Annotated in this window: 21 protein-coding genes; 8 read left to right on the top strand and 13 right to left on the bottom strand. The window is 71.3% G+C overall.

Annotated features, from left to right (window positions below):
• The 10 genes from OHT51_RS39025 to OHT51_RS38980 form a co-directional block, all read right to left on the bottom strand.
• On the bottom strand, positions 1-1,089 hold the full coding sequence (locus tag OHT51_RS39025) for a hydrogenase expression protein HypE (protein WP_328883627.1): 1,089 nt from the start codon (positions 1,087-1,089) through the stop codon (positions 1-3).
• A 1-nt stretch (position 1,090) separates the two neighbouring features.
• Positions 1,091-2,584, bottom strand: a complete 1,494-nt coding sequence (locus OHT51_RS39020) for a hypothetical protein (RefSeq protein ID WP_328883626.1) — start codon at positions 2,582-2,584, stop codon at positions 1,091-1,093.
• A 109-nt stretch (positions 2,585-2,693) separates the two neighbouring features.
• Positions 2,694-3,305, bottom strand: coding sequence for a TetR/AcrR family transcriptional regulator (locus OHT51_RS39015; RefSeq protein WP_328883625.1), 612 nt, complete (start codon positions 3,303-3,305; stop codon positions 2,694-2,696).
• Between the two features lie 47 nt (positions 3,306-3,352).
• Positions 3,353-4,255 (bottom strand): 3-hydroxybutyryl-CoA dehydrogenase, encoded by a 903-nt coding sequence (locus OHT51_RS39010; protein ID WP_328883624.1) that lies wholly within the window; start codon positions 4,253-4,255, stop codon positions 3,353-3,355.
• Between the two features lie 34 nt (positions 4,256-4,289).
• Positions 4,290-5,462: an acyl-CoA dehydrogenase family protein gene (locus OHT51_RS39005; RefSeq protein ID WP_328883623.1), complete on the bottom strand. Its 1,173-nt coding sequence runs from the start codon at positions 5,460-5,462 to the stop codon at positions 4,290-4,292.
• A 40-nt stretch (positions 5,463-5,502) separates the two neighbouring features.
• Positions 5,503-6,675: an acyl-CoA dehydrogenase family protein gene (locus tag OHT51_RS39000; protein WP_328883622.1), complete on the bottom strand. Its 1,173-nt coding sequence runs from the start codon at positions 6,673-6,675 to the stop codon at positions 5,503-5,505.
• A gap of 48 nt (positions 6,676-6,723) precedes the next feature.
• The gene (locus OHT51_RS38995) at positions 6,724-8,778 is read right to left on the bottom strand and encodes an acetate--CoA ligase family protein (RefSeq protein WP_328883621.1); all 2,055 of its coding nucleotides are present in this window, start codon (positions 8,776-8,778) and stop codon (positions 6,724-6,726) included.
• Position 8,779: 1 nt separating this feature from the next.
• Positions 8,780-8,971: a ferredoxin gene (locus tag OHT51_RS38990; protein WP_328883620.1), complete on the bottom strand. Its 192-nt coding sequence runs from the start codon at positions 8,969-8,971 to the stop codon at positions 8,780-8,782.
• A 54-nt stretch (positions 8,972-9,025) separates the two neighbouring features.
• Positions 9,026-10,264: an NADH-ubiquinone oxidoreductase-F iron-sulfur binding region domain-containing protein gene (locus OHT51_RS38985; protein WP_328883619.1), complete on the bottom strand. Its 1,239-nt coding sequence runs from the start codon at positions 10,262-10,264 to the stop codon at positions 9,026-9,028.
• Positions 10,261-10,689 carry a hypothetical protein gene (locus OHT51_RS38980; RefSeq protein WP_328883618.1) on the bottom strand — a complete coding sequence of 143 codons (429 nt, stop codon included), beginning with the start codon at positions 10,687-10,689 and terminating at the stop codon, positions 10,261-10,263. Before OHT51_RS38980 ends, OHT51_RS38985 begins: the two co-directional genes overlap by 4 nt.
• A 416-nt stretch (positions 10,690-11,105) precedes the next feature.
• On the opposite strand from OHT51_RS38980, the gene OHT51_RS38975 reads away from it, so the two are divergent.
• From OHT51_RS38975 to OHT51_RS38945, 7 genes are all read left to right on the top strand, one after another.
• Positions 11,106-12,299, top strand: a complete 1,194-nt coding sequence (locus OHT51_RS38975) for an aromatic ring-hydroxylating oxygenase subunit alpha (RefSeq protein ID WP_328883617.1) — start codon at positions 11,106-11,108, stop codon at positions 12,297-12,299.
• A 193-nt stretch (positions 12,300-12,492) separates the two neighbouring features.
• Positions 12,493-13,617, top strand: a complete 1,125-nt coding sequence (locus OHT51_RS38970) for a polyamine ABC transporter substrate-binding protein (RefSeq protein ID WP_328883616.1) — start codon at positions 12,493-12,495, stop codon at positions 13,615-13,617.
• Between the two features lie 3 nt (positions 13,618-13,620).
• On the top strand, positions 13,621-14,520 hold the full coding sequence (locus OHT51_RS38965) for an ABC transporter permease (protein WP_328883615.1): 900 nt from the start codon (positions 13,621-13,623) through the stop codon (positions 14,518-14,520).
• Positions 14,517-15,401: an ABC transporter permease gene (locus OHT51_RS38960; RefSeq protein WP_328883614.1), complete on the top strand. Its 885-nt coding sequence runs from the start codon at positions 14,517-14,519 to the stop codon at positions 15,399-15,401. Before OHT51_RS38965 ends, OHT51_RS38960 begins: the two co-directional genes overlap by 4 nt.
• A gap of 5 nt (positions 15,402-15,406) precedes the next feature.
• The gene (locus OHT51_RS38955; RefSeq protein WP_328883613.1) at positions 15,407-16,477 is read left to right on the top strand and encodes an ABC transporter ATP-binding protein; all 1,071 of its coding nucleotides are present in this window, start codon (positions 15,407-15,409) and stop codon (positions 16,475-16,477) included.
• 89 nt (positions 16,478-16,566) lie between these two features.
• Positions 16,567-17,886 (top strand): flavin monoamine oxidase family protein, encoded by a 1,320-nt coding sequence (locus tag OHT51_RS38950; protein WP_328883612.1) that lies wholly within the window; start codon positions 16,567-16,569, stop codon positions 17,884-17,886.
• Positions 17,879-19,312 carry an aminobutyraldehyde dehydrogenase gene (locus OHT51_RS38945; protein WP_328883611.1) on the top strand — a complete coding sequence of 478 codons (1,434 nt, stop codon included), beginning with the start codon at positions 17,879-17,881 and terminating at the stop codon, positions 19,310-19,312. The genes OHT51_RS38950 and OHT51_RS38945 overlap by 8 nt, the downstream gene beginning before the upstream one ends.
• A gap of 60 nt (positions 19,313-19,372) precedes the next feature.
• Here the strand turns inward: OHT51_RS38945 and OHT51_RS38940 are convergent, their stop codons facing one another.
• From OHT51_RS38940 to OHT51_RS38930, 3 genes are all read right to left on the bottom strand, one after another.
• Complete coding sequence (locus OHT51_RS38940) at positions 19,373-20,995, bottom strand: sigma-70 family RNA polymerase sigma factor (protein WP_328883610.1); 1,623 nt, start codon at positions 20,993-20,995, stop codon at positions 19,373-19,375.
• A gap of 301 nt (positions 20,996-21,296) precedes the next feature.
• Complete coding sequence (locus OHT51_RS38935; RefSeq protein ID WP_328883609.1) at positions 21,297-22,364, bottom strand: DUF1152 domain-containing protein; 1,068 nt, start codon at positions 22,362-22,364, stop codon at positions 21,297-21,299.
• Positions 22,361-23,800 carry a coproporphyrinogen-III oxidase family protein gene (locus OHT51_RS38930; RefSeq protein ID WP_328883608.1) on the bottom strand — a complete coding sequence of 480 codons (1,440 nt, stop codon included), beginning with the start codon at positions 23,798-23,800 and terminating at the stop codon, positions 22,361-22,363. Before OHT51_RS38930 ends, OHT51_RS38935 begins: the two co-directional genes overlap by 4 nt.
• Before the next feature lie 216 nt (positions 23,801-24,016).
• Between OHT51_RS38930 and OHT51_RS38925 the strand changes: the two genes are divergently transcribed.
• A complete protein-coding gene (locus tag OHT51_RS38925; protein WP_328883607.1) occupies positions 24,017-25,267 on the top strand; it encodes an ATP-grasp domain-containing protein in 1,251 nt (416 codons plus the stop codon).
• Positions 25,268-25,269: the final 2 nt, after the last annotated feature.

The following is a 25,269-nucleotide window of genomic DNA, read 5'->3' as shown; positions in this document are numbered from 1 at the left end:
TCAGGGGCGCCAGTGCGGGTCGTAGCCGCTGGTCAGCTTGCGCTTGTTGTGGCGCCACCTGGGCTCGTGGTTGACCAGCTCGTTCGTCATGCCGCGCAGCCTGCGGATGACGGCCCCGTACGGCTTGATGGCCAGGGACGAGAGCGTGCCGCCCGGGGGTTCGTCCATGAAGGGCATGAACGCGTCGGGGAAGCCGGGCATCGTGCAGCCGATGCAGATGCCGCCGACGTTCGGGCAGCCGCCGATGCCGGCCATCCAGCCGCGCTTGGGCACGTTGCAGTTGACGACCGGTCCCCAGCACCCCGTCTTCACGAGGCACTTGGGCGAGTTGTAGTCCTTGGCGAAGTTGGCCTGCTCGTAGTACGAGCCGCGGTCGCAGCCCTCGTGGACCGTCCTGCCGAACAGCCACTGCGGGCGCAGCATGTGGTCCAGCGGGGGCGGGGGTGCGGAGCCGGCCGCGTGGTAGAGGACCCAGACCAGGGTCTCCATGAAGTTCTCGGGCTGGATCGGGCAGCCGGGCACGTTGACGATCGGCAGGCCGCCCTGGGAGGTGTAGTCCCAGCCGAGGTAGTCGGCGAGGCCCATGCAGCCCGTGGGGTTGCCGGACATGGCGTGGATGCCACCGAAGGTGGCGCAGGTGCCGGCGGCCACCACCGCCCAGGCCTTGGGGGCCAGTTGGTCGATCCACCAGTTCAGGGTCTGCGGCTCACCGGTCTCCGGGTCGTTGCCGAAGGACGTCCAGTAGCCGTCGCCCTCGATGATGTTCTGGTTGGGGATCGAACCCTCGATTACGAGGATGAACGGTGACAAATCGCCCCGCACTGCGGCCCGGTAGGGAGCGAGGAAGTCCTCGCCGCCCAGGCTGGGCGAGAGCACCTTGTTGACCAGGTTCACCTTCGGCAGGCCCGGGATCAGACCGAGGACGAGGTCCTCGATGGAGGGCTGGTCGGCGGCCGTGAGGGAGACGGTGTCGCCGTCACAGCTCATGCCCTCGGAGATCCACAGGATGGTGATCTCGTCGAAGCCCTCGCGGTCCTCGCCGCGACTGGGTTCTTTGCTGACCTCGGCGGTACTGCTGTGCGTTGCCATGTCATCGGCCTCCGCTGCGGGGGGTTTCGGATGGAGCGGGCTCCAGTGGCTCGAGTTCGTCCGGCCGGAAGTAGAGGAAGCGGCCGTACCAGGTGTGCAGTTCGGCCGCGGGATCGTCGTCGACGGTGACGGCGAGGTGCACGCTGCCGTCCACGTCATGGAACACGGCCGCGACCTCGGCGGTCCGCCCGGCCAGGAACATGTCCTGGGCGTCGGCTCCGCGTCCCCGCGGACGGAGCCTCACGCGGCTGCCTGCGCCGAGGGGTACGCCGTTCACGAGCACGGTGTCGTTGGACGGCGAGAGACCGTCGTCGGCGCCTTCCTGCCACCAGGCCGGTCGTTCGGCGGGCGGGGTTGCCAGGGTGACCGGGGCGGCCGGGGCGACGGGGGTGGCACGGGTTGACGGAGTCAGGGAGCGGACGGCGCCGTGCAGCCGCTCGAAGACTTCCTGAGGCATGGTGTCGACCCGGTCGAGGATCGCGGCGGCCCGCGGGTCGGTGGCGCGCGCCTCGCGCTTCTCCTCGTCGGTCAGCAGCATGGTGCGCAGGGTGAGGATCTCGTCGATCTCCGCCGCGTCGTGCAGGTCGCCGGGGCTCTCCGGGGCGACCTGGGGGTGGTCGGGCAGGATGATCGGGGCGGACAGCAGCACGCGTCCGACCTCGTCGGGGTCACCTCCGAGCACAGGGAACGTGAACTCGTTGCTGCACGCGCTCGCATGGGCACGCAGTTCCGCGGGCGGATCGGTCGGCGAGACGAACTCCACCCCGTCACCGCCGATGAGGGTGTGCGTGGCGATGAGCGCTCCGCGCAGGGCCTCGTCGCGCGGGGTTCGCGGATCCGGCGCGGGTCCCGTGTTCGTGGTGCGCACCCGGAGGCGGCAGAGATACGGCGCGAGCCGCTCGGCGGCGACGGTGAGGCTCGCCCGTACCTCCTCGCGGCGCCGCACCACCCGCCCGGCGTGTCCCGGCAGGGGCTCGACCTCCGCACCGGCCGGCGCTGTCACCGCGACGGTGTGCTCGCCACGAAGGAGCTCGTCCAGAGGCACCACGGCATCGAACTCGCGCGGTACGGCCTCGTCGAAGGTCAGATGGGTCGTGCCGTCGTCGGTGCGCAACGACTCGACGGGGCGGTGGTCGCCGTCCCGCCCCGTTTCCTCGACCTGCTTGCGCTGCATCTGCAGACAGCGCAGTCGCACCCGTACGGACGCGCCGGGCTGCCGGAGCCTCAGCAGGCACTCGGTCTGCTGGTACCAGGAGTCGGCGGAGCCGGAGACACCGGGGACGAGGGGACCGTCCGACTCCACCCAGTCCCGGGGGAACAGCACCCCGAACTGCCATCGGACGCGGTTCTTGGCCGAGGAGCGCCGATACGGATACAGGAGGTAGCCCTCGTAGAGGACGGCGTCGGCGACCGCGCTCACCTGCTCGAATACGCCCACGTCCTGCCCGGGGTCAGCGCATGCAGTGCCGCCCTCGGCCCGTCCCTCCGCCGTCATCGCGCCTCCTCGTCGCAGTGTGCACGCGCATCCCTTCCACCACGCTCACACCACTCACCCAGCCTCGCCTCCTCCGGCGCAGCGCTGATGGGCCATTCGGGTAGGAGGCTCAGTCCGCCGGCACGGTCGCGGGCAGTCCCAGCGCGGCGGAGACATGGCGCCAGATGGAGGTGAGCGCCGTGTCGAGGGTGACCGTCGGGTCGCGCAGCATGAGGCGGATGCCGTAGCCGTCGCTGAGGGACAGGACGAGGGTGCTGAGGTCGTCCACGTCGGTCGGCGTGAACTCGCCGGAGGCGATACCGCGGCGCACCGCGTCGCCCACCCAGGCGTGCAGCTGGGCGTACAGGTCGACGGCGAAGACGCGCGTGGTCTCGTCGCGCAGCGCCCGGACCCACAGTTCCTGCCAGAGCCGCCAGTCCTGGTGGAGCTGGGGGTCGGTGGGCAGGAGGTTGCGCAGGATGCGGGCCAGGATGACCGCCGCCGGGGCCGTTTCCGCGTCACGTTCGACGTCGACGGCCGTGTTGGCGAAGGAGTGGGTCATCGCCTCGGTGAACAGCTTCTCGCGCGTGTCGAAGTGATAGTGCAGCAGCGCCGTCGACACACCGGCCCGCTCGGCGACCATGCGCATCCGGATCTTCTCGAACCCGATGTCGGCGATGACCTCGCACGCCGCGGTCAGGATGCGCTCGCGTGTGTCTGCCGTGCGCACCTTCGTGGTCACCCTCGGGCTCCCCTCATTCCGTGGACGTAGGCCATGACCATCTTCCCTCACGGCCGCGCCGCCGGTGCCGCGGCCCCGGGGCGGCCCTGTGCGTCGTACGCGTGGAAGCCCCGCCCGGACTTCCGCCCCAGCAACCCGGCCTCCACCATGCGGGACAGCAGTGGGGGTGGCGAGTACTGGGGCTCGCGGAATTCGGCGTACAGCGACTCGGCGATGGCGCGTGTGGTGTCCAGGCCGATCAGGTCGGTCAGGGCGAGCGGGCCGAGGGGGTGCGCGCAGCCGAGGACCATGCCGCGGTCGACGTCCTCGACGGTCGCGCTGCCCGACTCCACCATGCGGACGGCGGCCAGGAGGTAGGGCACGAGGAGCGCGTTGACGACGAAACCCGCCTTGTCCCGGGTCCGGACCACCTCCTTGCCGAGGGTGCCGGTCACGAACTCCTCGGCCCGTGCCGCCGTGGTCGGCGAGGTGAGCAGGGACGGCACGAGTTCGACGAGCCGCAGGACCGGCACGGGGTTGAAGAAGTGCACGCCGACGACCCGGTCGGGGCGGGTCGTCGCGGCGGCGAGCCTGATGACCGGGATGGAGGAGGTGTTGGTCGCCAGGATCGTGTCGTCGCCGGTGATCACGGAGTCGAGGCGGGTGAAGACGTCGATCTTGAGGGGCTCGTCCTCGGCGACCGCTTCGATGACCAGGTCGTGGTCGTGCAGCGCCTCGATGTCGTGCACGACGGTGACCAGGGCCGCGCCGGCCTCCCGTCGTTCGTCGCTGAGCCTGCCGTGTGCGGTGGCCCGGTCGAGCGAGCGGGTGATGCGGAGGCGGCCGGCCCGGGCCGCCTCCGCGTCGCGCTCCACGACCGTGACCGGTACGTCGGCCCGTGCGCAGACCTCGGCGATGCCGGCGCCCATCAGCCCGCAGCCGACGACTCCCACGCGGTTGATGTCGGTCATCCGTATCCCTCTCTCTGGTCTGCGGCGGTGCGGGTCAGGCGCTGGGCAGGTCCAGGACCCCGGAGCCGCGCTTGATGAGCTCGTTGGCGATGATCAGCCGCTGGATCTCGGAGGTGCCCTCCCAGATACGGTCCACGCGCAGCTCGCGGTAGAGCCGCTCGACGGCGTACGAGCGGTCGTAGCCGCGCCCGCCGTGGATCTGGAGGCACCGGTCGATCACCCGGCCCGAGGCCTCGCTCGCCGCGAGCTTGGCGATGGCCGCCTTGGCGTGCAGCGTCTTGCGGTCCTCGGCCGAGGCCTGGTCGATCTCCCAGGCGACCTGGTGGGTGTAGGCACGGTTGACGGCGATGTCCACGGCGCAGTCGGCGAGCATGCCCTGGATCAGCTGGTACGAGGAGATCGGCGCCCCGAACTGCTCGCGCTCCACGGCCCAGTCCCGGGACAGCTCCAGCGCCCGCTCGGCCGCGCCGATGGTGCGGGCGGCGATCATCAGGCGCTCCTCGGTGAACCACGAGCGCGTGATGTCGTACCCCTCGCCGACGCCGCCGAGCACCGCGTCCTCGCCGACCTGGACGTCGGTGAACGTGAACTCGGGGTGTTCGTAGACGAAGGTGTGCATCCAGCGCGGGACACGCGTCATCTCGATGCCGGGGGTGTCCTTGTCGACCAGGAAGAGGGTCGGTGCGCGCTCCGGGCCGGCCGCCGCGAGCACAATCATGAAGTCGGCGTGGTCGCCGACGGTCACGAACCACTTCTCGCCGTTGAGTACCCAGCCCTGGTCGTTCTTCGTCGCCGTGGTGGCCAGGTTCTGCGGGTCGGAGCCGGCGCCGGGCTCGGTGACGGCGTAGCAGTCGCGCCGCTCGCCGTTGATCACCGGGACGAGGAAGCGCTCGCGCTGCTCGGGGGTGCAGAAGCGCAGCGCGTTCGCCGGCCGCCACACCATGTCCCACAGGGCGCCGGTGAGCCGCCCCAACTCCTCCTGCACGGTGACCTGTTCGGCGATGGTGAGGCCGGCGCCGCCCCACTCGGACGGCATGTTGACGGCCTGGAGTCCGGCGTCCAGCACGGCGTCGCGAACCTTGGCGTGGGCGTCGGCGGGCAGGCCGTTGTCCTCCTCGCACTGGATCTCGTAACCGGCGATGAAGTCGGTGAGGGCGCGTGCGTCGGCCTTGAGCTGAACCTGGCGCGGGGTGAGACGGAAGTCCATGGAAGTCCTCGCTGTGCGGTGATGTGACGGGTGGGCGGTTTCAGGGCGTGGGCAGAGCAAGGGCGCGCGTGCCGCGCTTGATGAGCTCGTTGGCGATGATCAGCCGCTGGATCTCGGAGGTGCCCTCCCAGATGCGGTCGACGCGCAGCTCGCGGTACATGCGCTCGACGGGGTAGGTGCGGTCGTAGCCCCGGCCGCCGAAGATCTGCAGACAGCGGTCGGCGACCCGGCCGGCGGCCTCGCTGGCGGCGAGCTTCGCGGTGGAGGCCTTGGCGTGCAGGGTCTTGCGGTCGGTGCCGGGCTGGTCGGCCTCCCAGGCGACCTGGTGGGTGTAGGCACGGTTGACGGCGATGTCGACGGCGCAGTCGGCGAGCATGCCCTGGATCAGCTGGTACGAGGCGATGGGCGCCCCGAACTGCTCGCGCTCCACGGCCCAGTCCCGGGCGAGTTGCAGTGCACGCTCGGCCGCGCCGACGGTGCGGGCCGCGATCATCAGGCGTTCGTCGGTGAACCATTCCTTGGTGAGCTCGTAGCCGTTGCCGACGCCGCCGAGCACGTCCTCGTCGGCGACGAAGACGTCGGTGAAGGTGAATTCGGGGTGCCCGTTGACGGCGGAGTGCATGAAGTGCGGGACCCGGGTCATCTCGACGCCGGGCGCGGCCCGGTCCACGAAGAACAGCGTGGGCTGCCGCTCGGGTCCGGCGTCCGCCTGCACCAGCAGGAAGTCGGCGATGTCGCCGCAGGTGACGAACCACTTCTCGCCGTTGAGCACCCAGCCGCCGTCGGTGCGGTCGGCCGTGGAGGTGCCGGAGGACGGGTCGGATCCCGCGCCCGGCTCGGTCACCGCGAACGCGTCGAACTTCTCCGCGCGGATCACGGGCAGCAGGTACTTCTCGCGCTGCCGCTCGTCACCGTAGGCCAGCACGTTGGCGGGCCGCCACGGGATGTCCCAGAGGCAGTTGGTGACCTTGCCGAACTCCTCCTCGACGATGACCTGGTCGAGCAGGCTGAGTCCGGCGCCGCCCCATTCGGCGGGCATGTTGATGGCGTAGACGCCGGCGTCCATCGCGGCCCGGGTCAGTTCGGTCACCAGCTGCTGCGGCAGGGGTCCGCCGGCCTGCTCGGACTGGTCCTCGTACCGCATCAGCAGGCGGGCGTACTCGGCGGCGCGGCGCTTGAGGTCGGCCTGCTCGGGGGTGTAGCGCATGTCCATGGGGGCCTCTTCGGTCAGGTCGGGGGTACGGCGTGCGGGAGGGGTGGGTCAGGCGAGTACGGCGCGGGAGTCGAGGGCGAGTGCTCCGTCGGGGCGTACGAGAAGGGGATTGACCTCGATCTCGGCGATCTCCGGGTGGGCGGCGGCGAACGCGGTGATCGCCTCGACGGCCTTCGCGGCCGCTTCGACGTCGACGGGCGGTTTGCCCCGCACGCCGTCGAGGAGGGCGGCGGTGCGCAGTCCGCGCAGCAGGCTCACGGCTCGTTCGGCGGGCACGGGGGCGAGGGTGAACGCGACGTCGTGCAGGGCCTCCGCCAGCACTCCGCCCAGGCCGACCATGGCGACCGGGCCGAAGCGCGGGTCGCGGTTGACGCCGACGATCAGCTCGATGCCGTCGGTCAGGTCGGCCATGGCCTCCACGGAGTAGGAGGAGGCGCCGAGCCGGGCGTGCATCTCGCGGAAGGCGGCGAGCAGTTCGTCGGGTCCGGCCAGGCCGAGTACCACTCCACCCGCGTCGGACTTGTGGAGCAGATGGAGGGCCTTGAGGACGTACGGGCCGCTGAACTCCCCGGCAGCTGCGAGCAGTTCGGCCTCGTCGTGGATCTCGCGGGCCGCGGGGAAGGCGAGTCCGGCCTCTTCGAGGGCTCGGCGGGTCTCCATGTAGCCGCTCTCGCGCAGCGGGGACGCCGGCACGGGAAGGGGGGTGACACCGGTGCGCTGTGCCACGGGTGCCGTCGCGGCGAGGGCGCGGGCGGAGTCCTCGGTGGCGGCGAAGACCGGGATGCCGGCCGCGGCGAGGGTGCGGCAGCTCGGGGAATCGGGGTACATGGACTGCACGACGAGCGGCTTGGCGGTGGCGCGGTGCCGGGCGGCGATGAGGCGAGCGGCCTCCTCCTCCCCGTCCGCAAGGGCCTTGCCGCCTCCGCCGAGCCCGCCTTCGCCCGCCGCGTAGCCGCCGAAGTAGCCGGTCATCAGCACGGCGTCGACCTCCTCGGCCGCCAGGAGCGCGGCGATGGTCTCCGCGTACGAGGCGGGGTCCTGCTCACCCATGCCGGCGAGGTCCACGGGGTTGGCGACGGCCGACTGCTCCCACAGGGCCTCCCTCAACCGCTGCCGTGTCGGCTCGTGGAGTTCGGGCACGGTCAGGCCGGCCGCCTCGACGGCGTCGGCGGCGACGACGCCGTGTCCGCCGCCGTCGGTGAGCACGGCGACCCGGCGTCCCGATGCCCGCTTCGCGCCGCTCAACGCGGCCACGGCGACGGTGAGTTCGCGGGGTGTGGCGACGAGTTCCACGCCGGCGTCCCGGCAGGCCGCGGTCACGACGTCGGCCGACGTGGTCAGCGCGCCGGTGTGGGACTGTGCGCTGCGCGCGGAGGCGTCGCCGCGTCCGGCGGTGAGCAGCACCACGGGCTTGCCGGCGTCGGCGGCGGCCTCGGCGAAGGCGCGTCCGTCGCCGAAGTCCTCGGCGTAGACCGCGATGGCCCGGGTGCCCTCGTGCCTGGCGCAGTCGGCGAGGAGGTCGACGAGGGTGACGTCGGCCTGGTTGCCGAGCGAGACGAACCGCGAGAAGCCGAGGCCGTGCGGGCGGAAGCGGAGCTGGAGTTCGAGGGCGAGGTTGCCGCTCTGGCTCAGGAGCGCGACTCCGCCCGGGGTGAAGGTGTCGGAGGCCAGGAAGAGATCGGTGGTGTTGTCGGCGATCCCAAGGCAGTTGGGGCCGACCATCACGGCACCGGCGGCGCGTACGCGTTCGGCGACGGCCTGCTGCCGTATCCGCCCCGCGTCGCCGGTCTCGGCGAAACCGGCGGTGATGGCGACGATCGCCCGGGCCCCGCACCGCAGGGCCTCGTCGACGGCGTCCTCGAAGCCGGCGGCGGGCACGGAGACCACCGCCAGGTCGACGGGTTCGCCGATCGCGCTCAGGCTGGGGGCGACGGTCCGCCCGAGCACCGTGCCGCCGCGGCGGTTGACCATGTGCACGGGGCGGCGGCCGCCCGCGCGAATCGCCTGGGCGGCTATGGCGTGGCCGTACTTGGCCGGGTCGCCGCTGGCTCCGACGACGGCGACGGATACGGGGTCGAAGAGGGCCGACAGGTCACGTCCCATGTCACTTCACCAGCCGCAGCGCAGCGTTGGGGCAGGCGGCGACAGCGGCCTCGGCGGCTTCCTCGTCGCCCGGCGGCACGTCGGTCGCGCGTATCTGGGCGTAGCCCCACTCGTCGAGGTCGATCAGCTCGGGTGCGGGTTCCTGGCAGAGGCCGTAGCCCTGGCAGCGGGTGGAGTCCAGCAGGAGTTTCATGGAGCGGTCCTTTCGGTGCGGCGGGGTCGGGGGCGTACGGGGCCTGGATGCGGCTCAGGGCACCGGCACCGTGAACCGGCGCCCGTTTTCGGGTGCCGCGCCCTCGCAGGCGGGGCAGCCGGAGCGGCGGTGGGCGTCGACCCGGTCGGGGAAGTGGGCGAGGAGGCTGCCGACGATGCGAGCGGCGGCGTCCAGCAGCCCGCAGGCCCCGCGGCCGGGCAGCTGCTGCGACCAGCGGCGCAGCTTGTCGACGGAGTCGTGGCCGGCCTCGCCGCGGGCCGCGGCCGCGAGCGTTGCGGCCAGCGCCCCGGTGCCGGACACGCACACCCCGCACTGCCGGGCGCTCTGGGCGGCCAGATAGGCGGTGGCCTCGGCGGCCACGCCGACCGGGCAGTCCTCGGGGCGCAGAAAGTGCAGCGCTCCGCAGCCGAGGGCTCCGCCGGCCTCCTTCAGTCGGTCGTGGTCGAGGGGCAGGTCCGTCCAGCCCTCGCCGTACAGCCCGCCGAACATGCCGCCCAGCACGACCGCGGTGGCCGTACCGTGTCCGCACAGGTCGGCGAGGACCTTCAGATGCGTACCGGCGGGGACCTCGGCCAGCGCGGCACCGGCGGGCCCGGCGCCCGAGAGGGTCACCAGATGAGCTCCGGCGACGGAGTCCGCCTCGTCCGGACGCGAGTACATCACCGCGACGCGGGCCAGGGTCTCCACATTGGCGACCAGCGTGGGCGCCCCGCCGACACCGCTCTCGAACGGGCGGGGAGGCTTCGCCGTGGGCAGCGCCGGGCCGCCGTCGACAGCGCGTACGACCGCGCTCTCCTCCCCCGCGACGTAGGTGTGCTGCGTGCGTACGACGTCGATGCGCACCTCGGGCGCGGACTCGGTGAGGGCCTGTCGCACGGCCTGCTCGGCGCGGTCGTCGGAGAGGTACACGAATCCGCGTTCGGCGCCGGTCATGGCCGCGGCCAGGCGCAGACCGTCGAGGACCACATGCGGGCGGTGCCGCAGCAGCCAGCGACCCTTGACGGAGCCGGGCTCGCCCTCCTCCCCGTTGGCGACGACCACGCGCGGGCCGGGTGGTGCATCACGGACGGCACGGAGCTTGACGGCGGCGGGGAACCCGGCCCCGCCCCGGCCGCGCAGTCCCGTCGCGGCGATGCGGTCGAGCAGGCGGTCCGGGGCGGCGAGCGGCGCGTAACCGCCCGCGGCGAGGTAGCCGTCGATGTCCTCGCCGCCTCCGAGCGGAGCGAGCAGGCTGTGGCGCCCTTCGGGGAGGAGGGAGTACACGCCGGTCATACGGTGCTCCTGGGCTGGTGGTGTCCATTGCGGGCAGGGGTGCGGCGGGCTCGCAGGAGTCCCAGCGCCCGTTCCAGATCCCGGCGCTGCGTCGCGGTGCGGGCATAGCCGGCGCCGGGCAGGCCGATCAGCATGCGGTGGTGGTCGAGGACGACCTCGCCCGCCACCAGTGCCGCCCGTGGATCGGCGGTCCCGGAGCCGGCGGCGGCCTCGACGACCAGGTCGGTGACCTCGCCGAGGTAGCGCAGCCAGCCGCGCTGTGTACCGCGCAGGACCAGTCGCTCGACGCGGTGTCGTTCGGCGGTGACCAGGGCCGGCGGCGGGCTGCCGTCCTCCAGGGCGCGCAGGGCGGCCACCGCGGTGGGCAGTTCCTGTTCGGGCTCCGGTGTGAGGCCGAGCCATACGAGACTGCGGCGAGCGCTCATGCGTGCCTCCGGGATCGCACCGTTCCCGGGTGGTCCGGAGACGGGGGTGGCGCGGCGATGACGTGAGTCGGGATGACGTGCGTGCGGATGCTCCGGTGCCGTGACGCGAAGGGGCGGGAGCTGTGCGGGGTGTCCGGATCGGGACAGGACGGGGTCCGCGGGCTTGCGGTGTGCGCCCGGGCATTGGTCTGCGGGTCCCGGGCCATCCGCCTGCCAGGAGACTAACTAACTAATTAGTCAGCCCACAAGTCTTGACTTGGCACCTCGATGGTCCCACTCTGACTAACCAATCAGTTAGCCGGATTGCGGCTGGTCCGGCGCCCTGCATCGTGCAGACCTGGCGCACCACCGGCCGTCGGTACCGGACCTCACCCTCACCGCCCATCGCCGCCGCAGCGGCGCGGAGGAGGACCCCAATGCATCCCTCGACCACACGGGCAGACACCGTCTCCGCTCCCCCGCCGGAGTCGCCACAGCCGGCCCCGTCGCCCCTCGATCACCCCGGGGAAGCCCTGCCCGCCCGCTACTACACGGATCCGGCCATCGCCGAGGCCGAGACCGAAAGCATCTTCGCCAAGTCCTGGCAACTCGTCTGTCACGAGTCCGACCTCCCCGGCCCCGGCGCCCGGCTGACCGCCACCGCCGCCGGCCGTGAGGTGCTGGTCGTGCGCACAGAGGACGGCGGACTCGCCGCCCACCTCAACGTCTGCCGGCACCGCGGCACCCGCCTGGTCACCGAGCCGGAGCCGTCGGGCAAGGCCATCCGCTGCCCGTACCACGGCTGGACCTACAAGCTGGACGGACGGCTGGTCGGAGCCCCCGAGGCCCGTCGGATCCCCTGCCTGGACAAGCCCCGGCTCGGGCTGCACCCGGTCAACGTCGAGTCCTTCCTCGGCTTCGTCTTCGTCAACCTGGACATGGAGGCGACCCCGCTCGCCGAGAGCTGCGCCGGGCTGGCCGAGGCCGTCGGCCGCTACGCCGGGCCCGGCCTGGTCCCGGTCGGCAAGCACCGTATCCACGACGTCTCGGACGGCGAGGAGCAGAACGCCAACTGGAAGGTGATCGTCGACAACTATCTGGAGGGCTACCACGTCCCGGTGGCGCATCCCTCCCTCATGCGACTGCTCGACTACCAGGCGTACACGGTGGACGTGCAGGAGAACTACGTACTCTTCGAGTCCCCGCTGCGTGACAAGCCGTCCTCGAACTGGACCGAGCGGCTCTACCAGCGGCTGGCGACCCCGATGCCGGGGCTGACCGAGGCCGACCGGAGGGTGTGGCGGTACGCCGTGATCTATCCCAATACGCTCATCGACTTCTACCCTGACCACGTGCTCGCGTGGACCGCCCTGCCGACCGCCCAGGACCGGGCGGCGATTCCGGGCGGCTTCTACACCCGGCACGGGGAGAGCGTCCGCACCCGGCTGGCCCGTCGGATCAACATCCACATCGGCTGGGTCACCAACGACGAGGACGCCGAGCTCGTGGAGCGCGTGCAGGCAGGTATGCGCACCCCCGGTTTCGAGCCGGGTCCGCTGTCGCAGCGCGAGGTCGCCGTCGGCTGGTTCGCCCGCCGGGTCCGGGAGGACCTGGAGGGGGACGCCGGGTGACGCCCTTCGGCGCGGCGCGTCCGCCGCATCCGCACGAGGCGGCCGTAGGCCTGCGTGCCGCCTTATCGCGCGCAGTCTGACGCGCGCACGCACCCTCCCCAGACCGGTCTTCACTGCGGAATCAGGGCCCCAAGTGAGCCGACCAGCCGGTCCCGCCCTGGAGTTGTGCCGTTCCTCGACGGAGAGGACGTTCATGTCCCCCGAGGCAACACCGCCATCCCGCCGCGCCTTTCTACGGGCGGGCGCCTGCGGCCTGCTGGGCGCCGCGGCCGGCGGCTGCGGGTTCATGCCCGCGAAAACGCCCGACGCCGAACAGCTGGCGCCCGTGAAGGCGCGCGTCGACGGCGATCTCGTCTACTTCAACTGGGCCGACTTCGTCGACCCGTCCGTGTTCAAGGGCTTTGAGAAGGAGTACGGCGTCAAGGTCATCCAGTCGAATTTCGACTCGATGGAAGGCATGGTCGCCAAGCTCAACGCCGGCAACCGCTACGACATCATCTTCCCCACGGCCAAGTGGGCCCAGCGGCTGGTCCGCGGAGGCCGGCTGCGCCGTATCGACCACTCCCAGCTCGCTCACTCGCGGGACATCTTCGGCGCCTACGCGTACTTCGCCGATCCCTGGTACGACCCCGGCTCCGCACACACCATCCCGTTCACCGCGTACAAGACCGGCATCGGCTGGCGACGCGACAAGATCGGTGAGCTCACCGATTCCTGGCGGGACCTGTGGAGCGACCGGGCCAAGGGAAAGGTCTTCCTGCTGGACGACCGCGACGAGGTCCTCGGCATGGGTGCCCTCGCCCTCGGTCTCGACGTCAGCACCGGCGACACCGGCGACCTCGACCGCATCACCTCCCTGCTGGGCACCCTGCGGCCACGGCTGCGCGGCTTCTCCAGCGACAGCTACAACAACCTCCTCAACGGCAACGCGCTGATCCAGCAGGCGTGGAGCGGTGACATGGCCGCCATGCTCAACCAGGCCGACGACCCCGCCGTGTTCGGGTTCCAGGCCCCCAAGGAGGGCACGCCGATCAACTCCGACTGCTACGCCATCCCCTGGAACGCCCCGCACCCCGGCACCGCGATGCTGTTCATCGACTACATGCTGCGGCCGGAGAACGTGAAGAAGAACATCGAGTACATCGGCTACCCGATGCCGGTCGCGGGCACCGAGAAGACCTATGCCGACCTGGTCGAGCCCTTCCCCGAGTGCCTGGTCACCCAGGACGACCTGAAGGCCGACGTGTTCTTCCGCAACGGCGGCAGCGCGGCGGAGGACGCCCGCGACGCCGCCTGGACCCATGTGAAGGCGGGCTGATCCATGGCACTGCCCCGCCCCTCCTCACGCAGCCGGCGCCGCGGCCCGAACGCGAACGGCACCCGTATCTGGACCTGGCTCATGCTGCCCGGCACCCTCTGGATGACCGGCTTCCTGATCGCCTCGCTGGTCCTCGTCGGCGTCCTCGCCGTCGGCACCACCGACGAACTGGGCAACCCCCGCTTCGGCTTCAGCCTCGCCGGTATACGTGCGCTCGCGGACCCCGCCTACACCGAGGTCATGGCCCGCTCCCTCGGCTACGCCCTGCTGACCTGCCTGATCTCTCTGCTGATCGCCTATCCGGTGGCGTACACGATCGCCCTGTACGGCGGGCGGTACAAGCACGCGCTGATCGCCGCGATCGTGGTGCCGTTCTTCGCCAACTACCTGGTGCGGATGTACGGCTGGTCGGTGGTCCTCTCCGACGACGGGCCCGTGCTTCGCACGCTGCGCGCGGTCGGGATCGCCGACGGCGGCACGAAGATCCTCAACAGCGGCCTCGGCGTGGTCGCGGGACTCGTCTACGGGTTCGTCGTCTTCATGATCATCCCGCTGTACGCGGCCCTGGAACGGCTCGACGTCTCCCTCATCGAGGCCGGCCGCGACCTGTACGGCGGCCCGGTACGCACCTTCTTCTTCGTCACCCTGCCCGCCACCCGGCAGGGCGCGGCGGCCGGGCTCGTCCTGGTCTTCCTGCCCGCCATGGGCGACTTCGTCAGCGCACAGCTCATGGGAGGCCCGGACCAGATCATGATCGGCAACCTCATCCAGGACAAGTTCTTCCAGGGCCAGAACTGGCCGCTGGGCTCCGCGCTCACCATGCTGCTGATGCTGGTCCTGCTGATCGGGATGCTCGGCTATCTGCGGCGTACCCGCAAGGACGAGGCGGAGGCCCGAGGATGACCCTGCTCAAACTGCCGACCGCCACCACCCCGGCGGCCCGTCCGAAGGCCCGGACCCGCACGCGGCGCGGCCGAGCAGGCCGCAGGCCACGCGGTCTCATCGCCGTCACCGGGCTGTTCTTCGCGCTGCTCTATCTGCCCATCGCGGTGGTGGCGCTGTTCTCCTTCAACTCTCAGAAGTCGCTGACCGTGTTCGACGGCTTCAGCCTCCGCTGGTACCGCGCCTTCGTCCACGACGACGTCCTCATCGCCTCCCTGGGCACCAGCCTGCGTATCTCCCTGGTGGCGATGGCCGGTTCGGTGCTCCTCGGGGTGGCGCTGGCCCTCGGTCTGGTCAGGTCTCACACCCGGCTCGGCTCGCTGGCCGGGCTGATCATGCTGGTTCCGCTGATCACGCCGGAGATCGTCACGGGCGTGGCATCGATGCTGCTGTTCAAGGGGCTGGGCATACCGCTGTCCACCGGCACCGTGATGCTCGCCGAGATCACCTTTTCCATCTCCTACGTCACGGTCATCCTGCGCTCCCGGGTCGCCGCACTGAACCCGGAGGTCGAGGAGGCCGCGATGGACCTCGGCGCCACCCGCTGGCAGGCGGTCCGGCTGGTGACGCTGCCGGCCCTGCTGCCCGCCGTCCTCGCCGCGGCCGTACTGATCTTCGCGCTGGTCTTCGACGACTTCGTGCTCGCCTACTTCACCACCGGCGTCGACCCGCAGCCGCTGTCGGTGCGGATCTACTCGGCGATCCGCTTCGGGGTGCAGCCCACCATCAACGCGGTCGGCACGCTCATGCTCGCGGGATCCATCGCCCTGATCGCCCTGGCCCTGTTCATCCCGCGCCTCTTCGGCCGCCGCGGCGGCCTCGACATCCTCTCCGGGGAGTGACTTCCATGGACGCGACCCCCGCCGTCCGGCTCGACGGCGTCTCCAAGCAGTTCGCCGACTCCTACGCCGTGCACCACCTGGACCTCGACATCGAGGCCGGCCACTTCTTCTCCCTGCTGGGCCCGTCCGGCTGCGGCAAGACCACCTCGCTGCGCATGATCGGCGGGTTCAGCGACCCCACCGAGGGGTCGGTGCTGCTCGCGGGCGAGGACGTGACGGCGCTGCCGCCCAACAAGCGCAACGTCAATACGGTCTTCCAGAGTTACGCCCTGTTCGATCACCTGAGCATCGCCGACAACGTCGCCTTCGGTCTCAAGCGCGCAGGCGTCGCCAAGACCGAGATACGGCAGCGCGTCGGGGAGATGCTGGACCTGGTCCAGCTCGCCGGCTTCGCGGACCGCAGGCCCCGTACGCTCTCCGGCGGGCAGCGGCAGCGCGTCGCCCTGGCCCGGGCGCTGGTCAACCGTCCGGCCGTCCTCCTCCTCGACGAGCCGCTCGCCGCCCTCGACCTGAAGCTGCGCCGGCAGATGCAGGTGGAGCTGAAGCAGATCCAGCGCGAGGTCGGCATCACCTTCGTCTTCGTCACCCACGACCAGGACGAGGCGCTGACCATGTCCGACCGGATCGCCGTGATGAACGCGGGCCGCATCGAGCAGTGCGGCACTCCCGAGGACATCTACGAGCACCCCGCCACCGGCTTCGTCGCCTCCTTCATGGGCACCTCCAACCTGATGACCGGCACCTACCGGGGCGGTGAGGTGACCCTGGACAAGGGGCCCGCCCTGCCCGTCGGCCCCCGCTCCGACATCGTGGACGGGACCGCGGTGAGCGTGTCCGTGCGCCCCGAGAAGATCTGGCTGTCGGACTTCGAGCCGGGCATGTCGATGCTGAGCGGCGTGATCCGCGAGACCGTCTACAGCGGCCCGACCACGACCTACCTCATCGAACTCGCCCCGGGCGTCACGCTGTCGGTGCTGGAGCAGAACACGGCCCGAGCCCGCATGGAGGACCGCTGGAGCGGCGGCGAGACGGTGGAGTTCGGCTGGCGGCCCGAGCACTGTCTGGTCCTCGCCTGACTCTCTGTCACTTCACGAGCTCTGCCGTACGACAGAGCTGTCTCTTCACCAGCTCTGTCGTACGAGCTCTTGTCACGAAAGCGAAGCTGATGCATCACGACGTGATCGTGCTCGGCGCCGGTCTGGCGGGCCTGAGTGCCGCCCGGGACCTGGCCGCCGCCGGCACCGACGTGCTCGTCCTGGAGGCCCGGGACCGCGTCGGCGGCCGGGTCGAGCAGACCCATACCCCCGACGGCCGTTTCGTCCAGCTGGGCGGCGAAGTGGTCGGCCATGCCCACACCGCGTACCTGCAACTGGCCAAGGAACTCGGCCTGGAGCTGGTGCCCAGCTATGTCGCCGAACCCGGCCGCATGACCCGTGCCACGCCGGAGGGCAGCTCGGCCGGCGATCCCCCGCACTGGTTCGGCGCCGGCGACGCGGCCCTGCACGAGCGGCTCGGCGCGGAGTTCGGCGCCCTCGCCGCCACGGTCGACCCCGACGACCCGTGGTCTCATCCCGACGCGAGTGACCTGGACCGGCTGTCCGTGGCCGACTGGCTGCGCTCCCGGCAGGCCTCTCCTGCCGTCGTACGGCTGTGGGAGATCGGCCAACTCGCTCTGGCCGGCGGCTCGTACGAGCGGATCTCGCTGCTGGCAGCGCTGCGCAAGAGCGCTGCGGTGCCCGGAACGGGTAAGGGCGACTACGACTACGACGACTGGGAGGGACTGCGGCTCGCGGACGGCTCGGCGACGCTCGCCGAGGTGATGGGCCGTGAACTGGGCCCGCGCATCCGGCTGGGCTCGCCCGTCGCCGCTCTGGACATCCGCCCGGGCCGATGCGCCGTACGCCTGGTCACCGGCGAGGTACTCACCGCGCCGGCTGTGGTGAGCGCACTGCCGGTCGGACCGCTGCGGGATGTCGCCATCAGCGGAGTCAGCGAGGCCCGGCTCGCCTCCCTGCACCGGCAACGCCACGCGACGGCCGCGAAGTTCGCCGCCGTCTACGACCGCCCCTTCTGGCGGGACGCCGACCTGAACGGCCTGTCCGAGGCGGAGGGGGTGCTGGGCAGCACCTGGCCGCAGAACGAGGGTGTCCTGTCGGCCCTGATCCCGCCCGAGCGCTACGGCGTCCTGCTCGGGACGCCACCTCATCTGCGCACGCCCGAACTGCTCGCCGAGATCGCCGGCATGTTCGGCGACGAGGCACTGCGGCCGGCCGCCTGCCATCTGCGGCTGTGGGGCACCGACCCGTGGACCCAGGGATACGTCACCCAGTGGCCGCCGGGCGAGGTCATGGCCGTCGGTCCGCTGCACGGCACGCACGAACCGCCGTTCTACGTCTGCGGCTCCGACCAGTGGGTCGCCGGATACATGGAGGGCGCCGTCCGCACCGGCCGCGCCGCCGCCGAGGAGGCGCTGCGCCGTGGCTGACACCGACGACCTCGCGAACGTCCTCAACCACATCGGCGGAAAGGAGGTGCCGGCCGCGTCCGGCGCCACCCTCAGGCTGATCGACCCGGCCACCGGACTCCTGCACGGCACGGCGCCGCTCTCCGGCGCCGAGGACGTGGACGCGGCCTGCCGGGCGGCCGAGGAAGCCTTTGCCGGCTGGTCGCTGACGACTCCGGCCGAGCGGCAGACCGCACTGCTGCGCATCGCCGACGCCCTGGAGAGGGAGGCCGGTGCGGTGGCGGGCGCCGAAGTGGCCGACACGGGCAAGCCGCGCGCTCTGTTCCTGGGCGACGAACTCCCGGCGATCGTGGACGTCTTGCGGTACTTCGCCGGAGCCGCCCGCAATCTGCCGGGCGCCGCCGCCGCGGAGTACACGCCGGGCCGCACCTCCGTGCTGCGGCGCGAGCCGGTCGGCGTCTGCGCTCAGATCACCCCGTGGAACTACCCGCTGATGATGGCCGTGTGGAAGGTCGCCCCCGCGTTGGCCGCCGGCAACACGGTCGTCCTGAAACCTTCCGACACCACCCCGTCGTCGGCCATGCTCCTGGCCCGGCTGGCCGCCGAGCATCTGGCGCCCGGCGTGCTCAACGTCGTGTGCGGCGACCGTGACACCGGACGCTCCCTCGTCGCCCATCCGCACGTCCGACTTGTCGCTGTCACCGGAAGCGTCCGCGCGGGACAGCAGATCGCCGCCGCGGCAGCCGCCGACCTGAAGCGGCTGCACCTGGAACTCGGCGGCAACGCGCCGGTGTTGATCCACGCGGACGCCGATCTCGACGACGCGGTCGAGCAGTTGTCGTCACTGGCCTACTACAACGCGGGCCAGGACTGCACCGCCGCGACCAGGATCCTGGTCGACCGGCGGATCCACGACACCTTCCTGGGCCTCTTCGCCGACCGGGCCGCCCGACTGCTGCCCGGCGCCCCGGACGACGAGCACGCCGACTTCGGGCCGCTCGCGAACGCCGCTCAACTGGCGGGCGTCAGCGGCCTGTTGGAGCGGCTGCCCGACCACGCCGAGGTGGTCACGGGCGGCTCCGCGCTGCCCCGCCCCGGCTACTTCCACCGGGCCACGGTGGTCGCCGGGGTACGGCAGGAGGACGAGATCGTACGCAGCGAGGTGTTCGGGCCGGTCGTCACCGTCCAGCCCTTCACCGACGAGGCCGAGGCCTTCCGCCTGGCCAACGGGGTCACCCAGGGACTCGCCGCGAGCGTCTGGACCCGCGACCACGACCGGGCGATGCGTGCGAGCCGTGCGCTGCGGACCGGCATCGTCTGGGTCAACACCCACGGCACGACGGTGTCGGAGATGCCGCACGGCGGCGTGGGCCACTCCGGGTACGGCAGCGACCTCTCCATGACCGGCCTGCTCGACTACACGCAGGTCAAGCACGTCATGCTGTGACGGGCGGCGGCACGGACGCTGCCGCCGGCCCCGGCTTCGGTCACGGCTTCGGCTTCGGCTTTACTGCTTGGCGCCGAACACCTGGGTCCACCACGGGCCGCCGGAAGCCCTGTGGATGCCCACGCCGATGTCCTTGAACGAGCAGTTGAGGATGTTGGCACGGTGGCCCGGGCTGTTCATCCAGGACTCCATCACCGCCTCGGGCGTCTGCTGACCCTGGGCGATGTTCTCTCCGTACGTGGACCAGGTGTAGCCCGCGGCGGTGACGCGCTGCCCGGGGTCGGCGCCGTCCGGGTTGGTGTGGTCGAAGAAGTCGCGGGCGTCCATGTCCTCGGAGTGGCGCAGCGCGGCCTGGTTCAGCTTGGAGTCCTCAGACAACGGACCGCAGCCGGCCGCCGAACGCTCCTTGTTCACCAGCGCGACCACCTGCGCGACGGCGCCCGACGGGGCCGCCTGTGTCTGCGGGGTGCTGGTCGCGGTCCGGGTCGGCCGGCTGGAGGGCCGGGGGTCCGGCGCGCTCTTCTTCGTCGGGCGGGACGACTTGGAGGGGCTCGCCTTCTTCGAGGGCGATGCGGACGGGGACGGCGACTTCGACGCCGACGGGGAGGTGTCGATGGGGCTCGGTTCCGAGAGCTCCGCGGCGGGAGCGCCGGGGGTCCCCGCGGCGGCCGTCTCCTCCTTGCCGGATCCGGGGTCCGTGTCGAAGTACCACAGGGCGCCGCCCGCCACGCACGCCGCCACGACTGCGCCGCCGACGGCCCGGCGGCGGTTGCGGCGGCGTCGCCGCGCCTCGGTACGGGAGGCGGACCGGGCGCCGGCTCCCCGGCCCGACCTGCCGTGGCCTCCCGACGCGCTCAGCTGGGTCGCCGAGCCGGCCAGAGCCATACCGCCGGCGGCGGAGAGCACGCTCTCCAGCAGCGCGGGTGCCGCGGCGACCAGCGCCAGACCGGCCAACAGCCCCTCTGCGGGCATCAAACCGCTCCACAAACCGGAGCAATGGGAGCAACCACGGGCATGCCGGGCTATTCGCTTGCGCCACAGCGCCGAGGGCCGGCCGTCCCAGGAGGCCAGCACACCCTGCAGTTCCTCGCAGCGCGGCCGTGCGTCGAGGGCCCGCACCACCACGCGGGCCGCCTCCAGCTGGGCCTTCATCCGTTGCACCCGGACCGCCGTGTGCTGCGGCGACAGCTCCAGGGCCTCGGCGACCTCGGCCCGCGTCAGCTCGCCGGCGCACTCCAGCCACCACAGCGACAGCAGCCCCCGGTCGTCGGGCTCCAGCCAGCGGGTCGCCCGTGCGGTCTCCATGCGCTGTCCGGACAGCTGGAGCTGCATCAAGGTCAGGTCCACGAAGTCGGCGCCCGGATCCGCGAGATCCTCGGCCTCCTCGACTCCGCCCGGGACCGGCTGCCGGGCATGCCAGTGCGCCCGCACCTGGTTCATCGCGATGGCGACGAGCCAGGAACGGAAGTTCTCGGGAGCACGCAGCCCGCCCAGCGCGTCGAGGGCGCGCAGCATCGTCTCCTGCACGACGTCGTCGACGTCGACCGAGCCGTTCAGCGCCCGCCCCACGACGTTGTAGACCAACGGGAGGTACGCGCTGACCAGGGCGTCCTGAGCCGCCGGCTCGCCGCCCCGGGCAGCGACCACCAGTGCCACCGACTCCGCGTTGCGCTCTGCACTCATCAAAACTTCCCTGTCCTCGACGCCGAACGATGCTGTCCGATACTTGGGAGATCGATCGGTGAGCCCGGGATAACAGTTCTTCGGACGCATGTTCCACGAGAGACTCACGGGACCGTTCGGGCGGCGCAATGGGGAAAGTCACATCGGCCTGAAAACCTTCACGACTCCCTGCCGAGAGCGTCCTGTTTGGGTGCGTTTTGACAGTTAAGTACGGCCGTATGCCGGTGAGTTATCAAATACCGCGACCTGTTCCGCCGATTCGGCGCCGCTACGCGCTGCGACGCCGAATCGTGCGCCCGCCTCAGGCCACGGCCAGCACCGGACCCCGCGCACCCAACAGAGCGCGTAGGGATGGGATTTGACGCCAGCTCAAGCCAAGAGCGAGGGCGGCGAATCGGAGAGTGACGTGCGGGGCGCCCCGTGCCACGTCACGTATCGCCTCCCATGCGGCCGGTTCGGTCCAGGGCAGCGCGGCTCGGGCGGGTGCCGACGGCTCCGCTGCCGCGACGCGCTCTCGGTCGAGCTCATGGATCTGCGTGAGCTTGGCCGAGAGGTCGGCGGCGGCCTCCAGGGTCGGCGGCAGTACGCCGAGCAGGTGGGCGGCGACCGTGTTGTGGGCGAGGGCATCGTCCAGGGTGGCGGAGTGGATGCGGGCGGACGCGTCCGTGAGCGGGATGAGGTGGTTCACCGTACGGATCGGTCCGCGTACGCCGTCGACGGCCGCCGCGAACAGGGCGGAGGCTTCCGAGGGGTGCCAGGACAGGGCTGCGCGGACCGCGGCCACGTCCTGCGCGTGCGGGGTGAGAGCGTCGCCGTCCAGCCGGTCCAGTACGTCGGCCTGGGGGATCTCCCCGTCGGCTCCGGGCCCGGCGACGTACACGGTGGCGGGCACCCCTGCGAGCCGGCAGGCGGCGAGGACCAGGGCGTCCACGAGGGGGCTGCACAGGGTGTCCTCGTCGCCGTGCGCCAGGATGTCGCCGCCGACGTCGACGATGCGGACGTGGTCGTGTCCGGTGTCCGCGAGGCGTCGGATCTGTTCGGCCAGTGCCGGCAGCCCCTGCCACGGGTCGAGCAGGGCCAGGCGTGCCGGCAGGTCCGCCGCCAGGGCGGGCAGAGTGGAGCCGGCGGGCGGGATCGGCCGCGTGGTGGGGGCGATCACCGACATGCCCGCATGGTGTGCGAGGCCGGCGAAGTGCACGGCCCCGAGCGGACCGGGGGTGGGGTCGACTTCGAGGCGTTCCCAGGCGTACGTGGCGATCGTGGTCTCGCCGAGGGGTGTGCCGGTCAGGACGCGACCCACGGTCGCCGCGGTGATCGCGGTGCCCACGGGGTCCCCGCCGCCGCCCGCGGCGATGAACAGGTCGCTCACACCGTCTCCCGCGCGGTGCCGATACCGGTGATCCGCACCGGCGTCCCCATGTTCTTGCGTGCCCGTGTGTTGACCTCGTGGAGGCCCTCGTAGTACTCGCGGTCGAGCTTCTTGACGTGGTCGGAGTAGAACATCCAGGACAAGATGTCGCGGTACTTGAAGCCCTTGGGTGTGAGCTGGACGCGGCGCGGGCCGACGCGGTGGATCAAGCCGTTGGCCTGGGCCGCGTCGAGGATTCGGTCCACCTCGGGGGCGATCGCGTCCAGGCCGAAGCGGTCGAGTTCGGACAGGTCGAGGTCGAAGGTGTCGAGCACGAGCCGTTTGCGGACGATCTCCTCCGGGGTGAGGGCGAATCCCGTCGTGGGCTGGAGGCGGTGGGCCCTGGCGTTCTCGATGTAGTCGGCGACCTCGCTGAGGGACGGCTTGACGCTGCCGGTCATGTAGTCGAGGACGGAGCTGTAGGAGCGGGCGCCGACACCGAGGCCGAGCAGGGGCACGCCGTGGAAGGTGAGGACCTTCTGCACGTACCCGCCGCGGCCGGGCTTCTTGTAGCGGACGGAGCCCTCCTGGACGTAGCCATGGGCGGTGAACACCTCGCGGGCGTAGTCGTAACGCTCGTACAGCTCCGGCTTCCACATGTACTGGTACGCGCCGGTCCTGGAGAACCACGCGTCCGGTCGCACCGTGAGGAAGTAGGTGGAGATCGTCGTCGGGGCGAGCTTGGCCAGCTCGTCCACCGAGTGCCGCCAGGTCTCGGGGGTCTGCCCCGCGAATCCCATGATCAGGTCCGTCGACAGGTCCGGCAGTCCGCGTTCGTGGACGATCTCGACGGCCCGGCGGATGACGTCCTCGCCCGCCTGGCCCCGCCCCGCTTCGCGGATCTCCTGCGGGACCAGCGACTGGATGCCGATGTTGGCGCGCGTCAGCCCCATGTCGAGCAGTCGGCCGAAGCCGTCGGGGTCGGCGACGATGGAGTCCGGGGTGGCCTCAAGGGCCACTTCCTCGACGGTGGAACGCCAGTTGGGGTAGATCTCGCCGAGGGTGGCGAAGATCTGCTCGAAGTGCCGGGTCGACAGCAGTGCGGGCGTGCCGCCGCCGATGTAGACGGTCCGCAACCGGCGCGCCCGGATGATCTCCGCGTGGTCGCGGAGCTGCGTACAGAGCGCGTCGGTGTAGGCGTCGTACAGGTCCTCGTCGGTGGAGATGACGGTGTAGAGATTGCAGAACCCGCATTTGTAGCGGCAGAACGGGACGTGCAGATACAGGTTGAGTTCCGGGACCGGGTGGTTGGCCAGGTCCCTCGCCCACACGTCGTGGACGTCCCAGGCGCCCTCGTCGAGCGGCCGGTAGGTGGAGCGGGGCGGATACGAGTACTGGTACGGGGGGATGACGCCCTGTTGGATGTACTCGGCGAGCTGGTCGTGCGGGCTGTTCACGAGGATGACTCCTTCGCACCATGCCGTTCGGTTGACCGTGCATCCCGATCCGAACACGCAACAATTTGTTGAAGCTATCGGTGTTGTGCACCAACTCCCGCCCCCCGGCGGGGCGTCATCGTTGTGGCTTTGGCCAACTCGGGCCTGTCATCAGCAAGTTGTTTTCAGAGAACAGCCCGATGGACGGTGCACCGCCGTGACCGATCCACTGGGTTCGTGGACAGCAGCGACGAGCCGGGCACGACCGGCGTGATGGTGATCGAGCCGATGGGCAATGCGGGACGCTTCCTCGCGGAGGCAGCCGACCGCTTGGGCATACGGGTGTACGCGGCCACCGACGAGCGGGTGCACGCCGGCTACGAACCGTGGCTGGCCCGCGGCCTCGCCGGGGTGTGCCTGACCGAACTGGCCGACACCAGGCGCGCGTTGGACGACATGGAGGTGTTCTGCCGGGAGCATCGCATCGCAGGAGTCGCGGTCTGCTGGGAGTTGCTGACCCCGCTGGCCGCGCTGCTCGCCGCGCGCCTCGGGCTGCCGGGCAACGATCCGCTGCGCGCCAAGGCGGCCCGCAACAAGATCGTCATGGGGGAGGCGTTTCGCGCGGCGGGCGTGGCCGCCCCCGCGGAGGCGGTGGTCACCGGCGCCGAGCAGGCGCACGCCGTCGCCGTCTCCGGCCGGTTGGGGTGGCCGCTGGTCGTCAAGCCGGCCGAGCAGGGCGGCTCATGGGGCGTGAGCGTGGTGGCGGGCCCGGACGGACTCGATGCCGCGGTGGCCGCCGCCGGGCGGTTCACCCGCGCCGAGCCGCACGGTCTGCCGCTGGACTCACGGGTGTTGCTGCAAAGCTACGTGCCCGGCGAGGAGTTCTCCGCCGACACGGTCGTGCACGAGGGCGTGCCCTATCCGCTGCCCGTGGTCCGCAAGGACACCACGGCGGGCACCTACCGGGTGGAGACCGGGCACTCCTGCCCGGCCGGCCTCGACCCGCGCACGGTACGGGCGATCCAGGACACCGCGGCGCGTGCGGCCCTCGCCGTCGGGGTGCGCAACGGCATCGCCCACACCGAGGTGAAGGTCCCTCCCGGCGGCGAACCTGTCGTCATCGAGACCGGGGCCCGGCTGCCCGGCGACAACATCTGCGAGATCGTCGAGGCCGCGACCGGCGTCAGTGAAGCGGTCGCCTATCTGCAGGCCGTCACCGGGCAGCTGCCGCACATCGCGCCGACCCGCGAGGAGGCGGCCGCGCTGCGCTTTCTGCTGCCCGACCGGGCAGGGGTGGTGGAGGACGTCCTCATCCCCGACGTGCCCGGCACCCACAGCCACATCGACATTCGTCCCGGACAACGGGTGCCCGAACCTTCCGACAGTTCCGGCCGGGTCGGGCACGTCGTGGCACGCGCCGCGTCCGTCGACGAGGCCCGCCGCCTTGCCGGCCAAGTGATCGCCGACTCCCTGGTGAAAGTGAGCTGATC

The sequence above is a fragment of the Streptomyces sp. NBC_00299 genome (genome assembly GCF_036173045.1).
Lineage (GTDB): Bacteria > Actinomycetota > Actinomycetes > Streptomycetales > Streptomycetaceae > Streptomyces > Streptomyces machairae.
Note: the sequence above shows the minus strand (reverse complement) of the source record. Positions and strands in the feature narration are given on the sequence as shown.

Coding starts and splice junctions, on each gene's coding strand:
- OHT51_RS38980 (WP_328883618.1), bottom strand. CDS start 10,689: ATGAGCGCTCGCCGCAGTCTCGTATGGCTCGGCCTCACACCGGAGCCC.
- OHT51_RS39020 (WP_328883626.1), bottom strand. CDS start 2,584: ATGACGGCGGAGGGACGGGCCGAGGGCGGCACTGCATGCGCTGACCCC.
- OHT51_RS38955 (WP_328883613.1), top strand. CDS start 15,407: ATGGACGCGACCCCCGCCGTCCGGCTCGACGGCGTCTCCAAGCAGTTC.
- OHT51_RS38970 (WP_328883616.1), top strand. CDS start 12,493: ATGTCCCCCGAGGCAACACCGCCATCCCGCCGCGCCTTTCTACGGGCG.
- OHT51_RS38985 (WP_328883619.1), bottom strand. CDS start 10,264: ATGACCGGCGTGTACTCCCTCCTCCCCGAAGGGCGCCACAGCCTGCTC.
- OHT51_RS38950 (WP_328883612.1), top strand. CDS start 16,567: ATGCATCACGACGTGATCGTGCTCGGCGCCGGTCTGGCGGGCCTGAGT.
- OHT51_RS38940 (WP_328883610.1), bottom strand. CDS start 20,995: ATGAGTGCAGAGCGCAACGCGGAGTCGGTGGCACTGGTGGTCGCTGCC.
- OHT51_RS38975 (WP_328883617.1), top strand. CDS start 11,106: ATGCATCCCTCGACCACACGGGCAGACACCGTCTCCGCTCCCCCGCCG.
- OHT51_RS38990 (WP_328883620.1), bottom strand. CDS start 8,971: ATGAAACTCCTGCTGGACTCCACCCGCTGCCAGGGCTACGGCCTCTGC.
- OHT51_RS38965 (WP_328883615.1), top strand. CDS start 13,621: ATGGCACTGCCCCGCCCCTCCTCACGCAGCCGGCGCCGCGGCCCGAAC.
- OHT51_RS38960 (WP_328883614.1), top strand. CDS start 14,517: ATGACCCTGCTCAAACTGCCGACCGCCACCACCCCGGCGGCCCGTCCG.
- OHT51_RS39005 (WP_328883623.1), bottom strand. CDS start 5,462: ATGGACTTCCGTCTCACCCCGCGCCAGGTTCAGCTCAAGGCCGACGCA.
- OHT51_RS38995 (WP_328883621.1), bottom strand. CDS start 8,778: ATGGGACGTGACCTGTCGGCCCTCTTCGACCCCGTATCCGTCGCCGTC.
- OHT51_RS39000 (WP_328883622.1), bottom strand. CDS start 6,675: ATGGACATGCGCTACACCCCCGAGCAGGCCGACCTCAAGCGCCGCGCC.
- OHT51_RS39010 (WP_328883624.1), bottom strand. CDS start 4,255: ATGACCGACATCAACCGCGTGGGAGTCGTCGGCTGCGGGCTGATGGGC.
- OHT51_RS39025 (WP_328883627.1), bottom strand. CDS start 1,089: ATGGCAACGCACAGCAGTACCGCCGAGGTCAGCAAAGAACCCAGTCGC.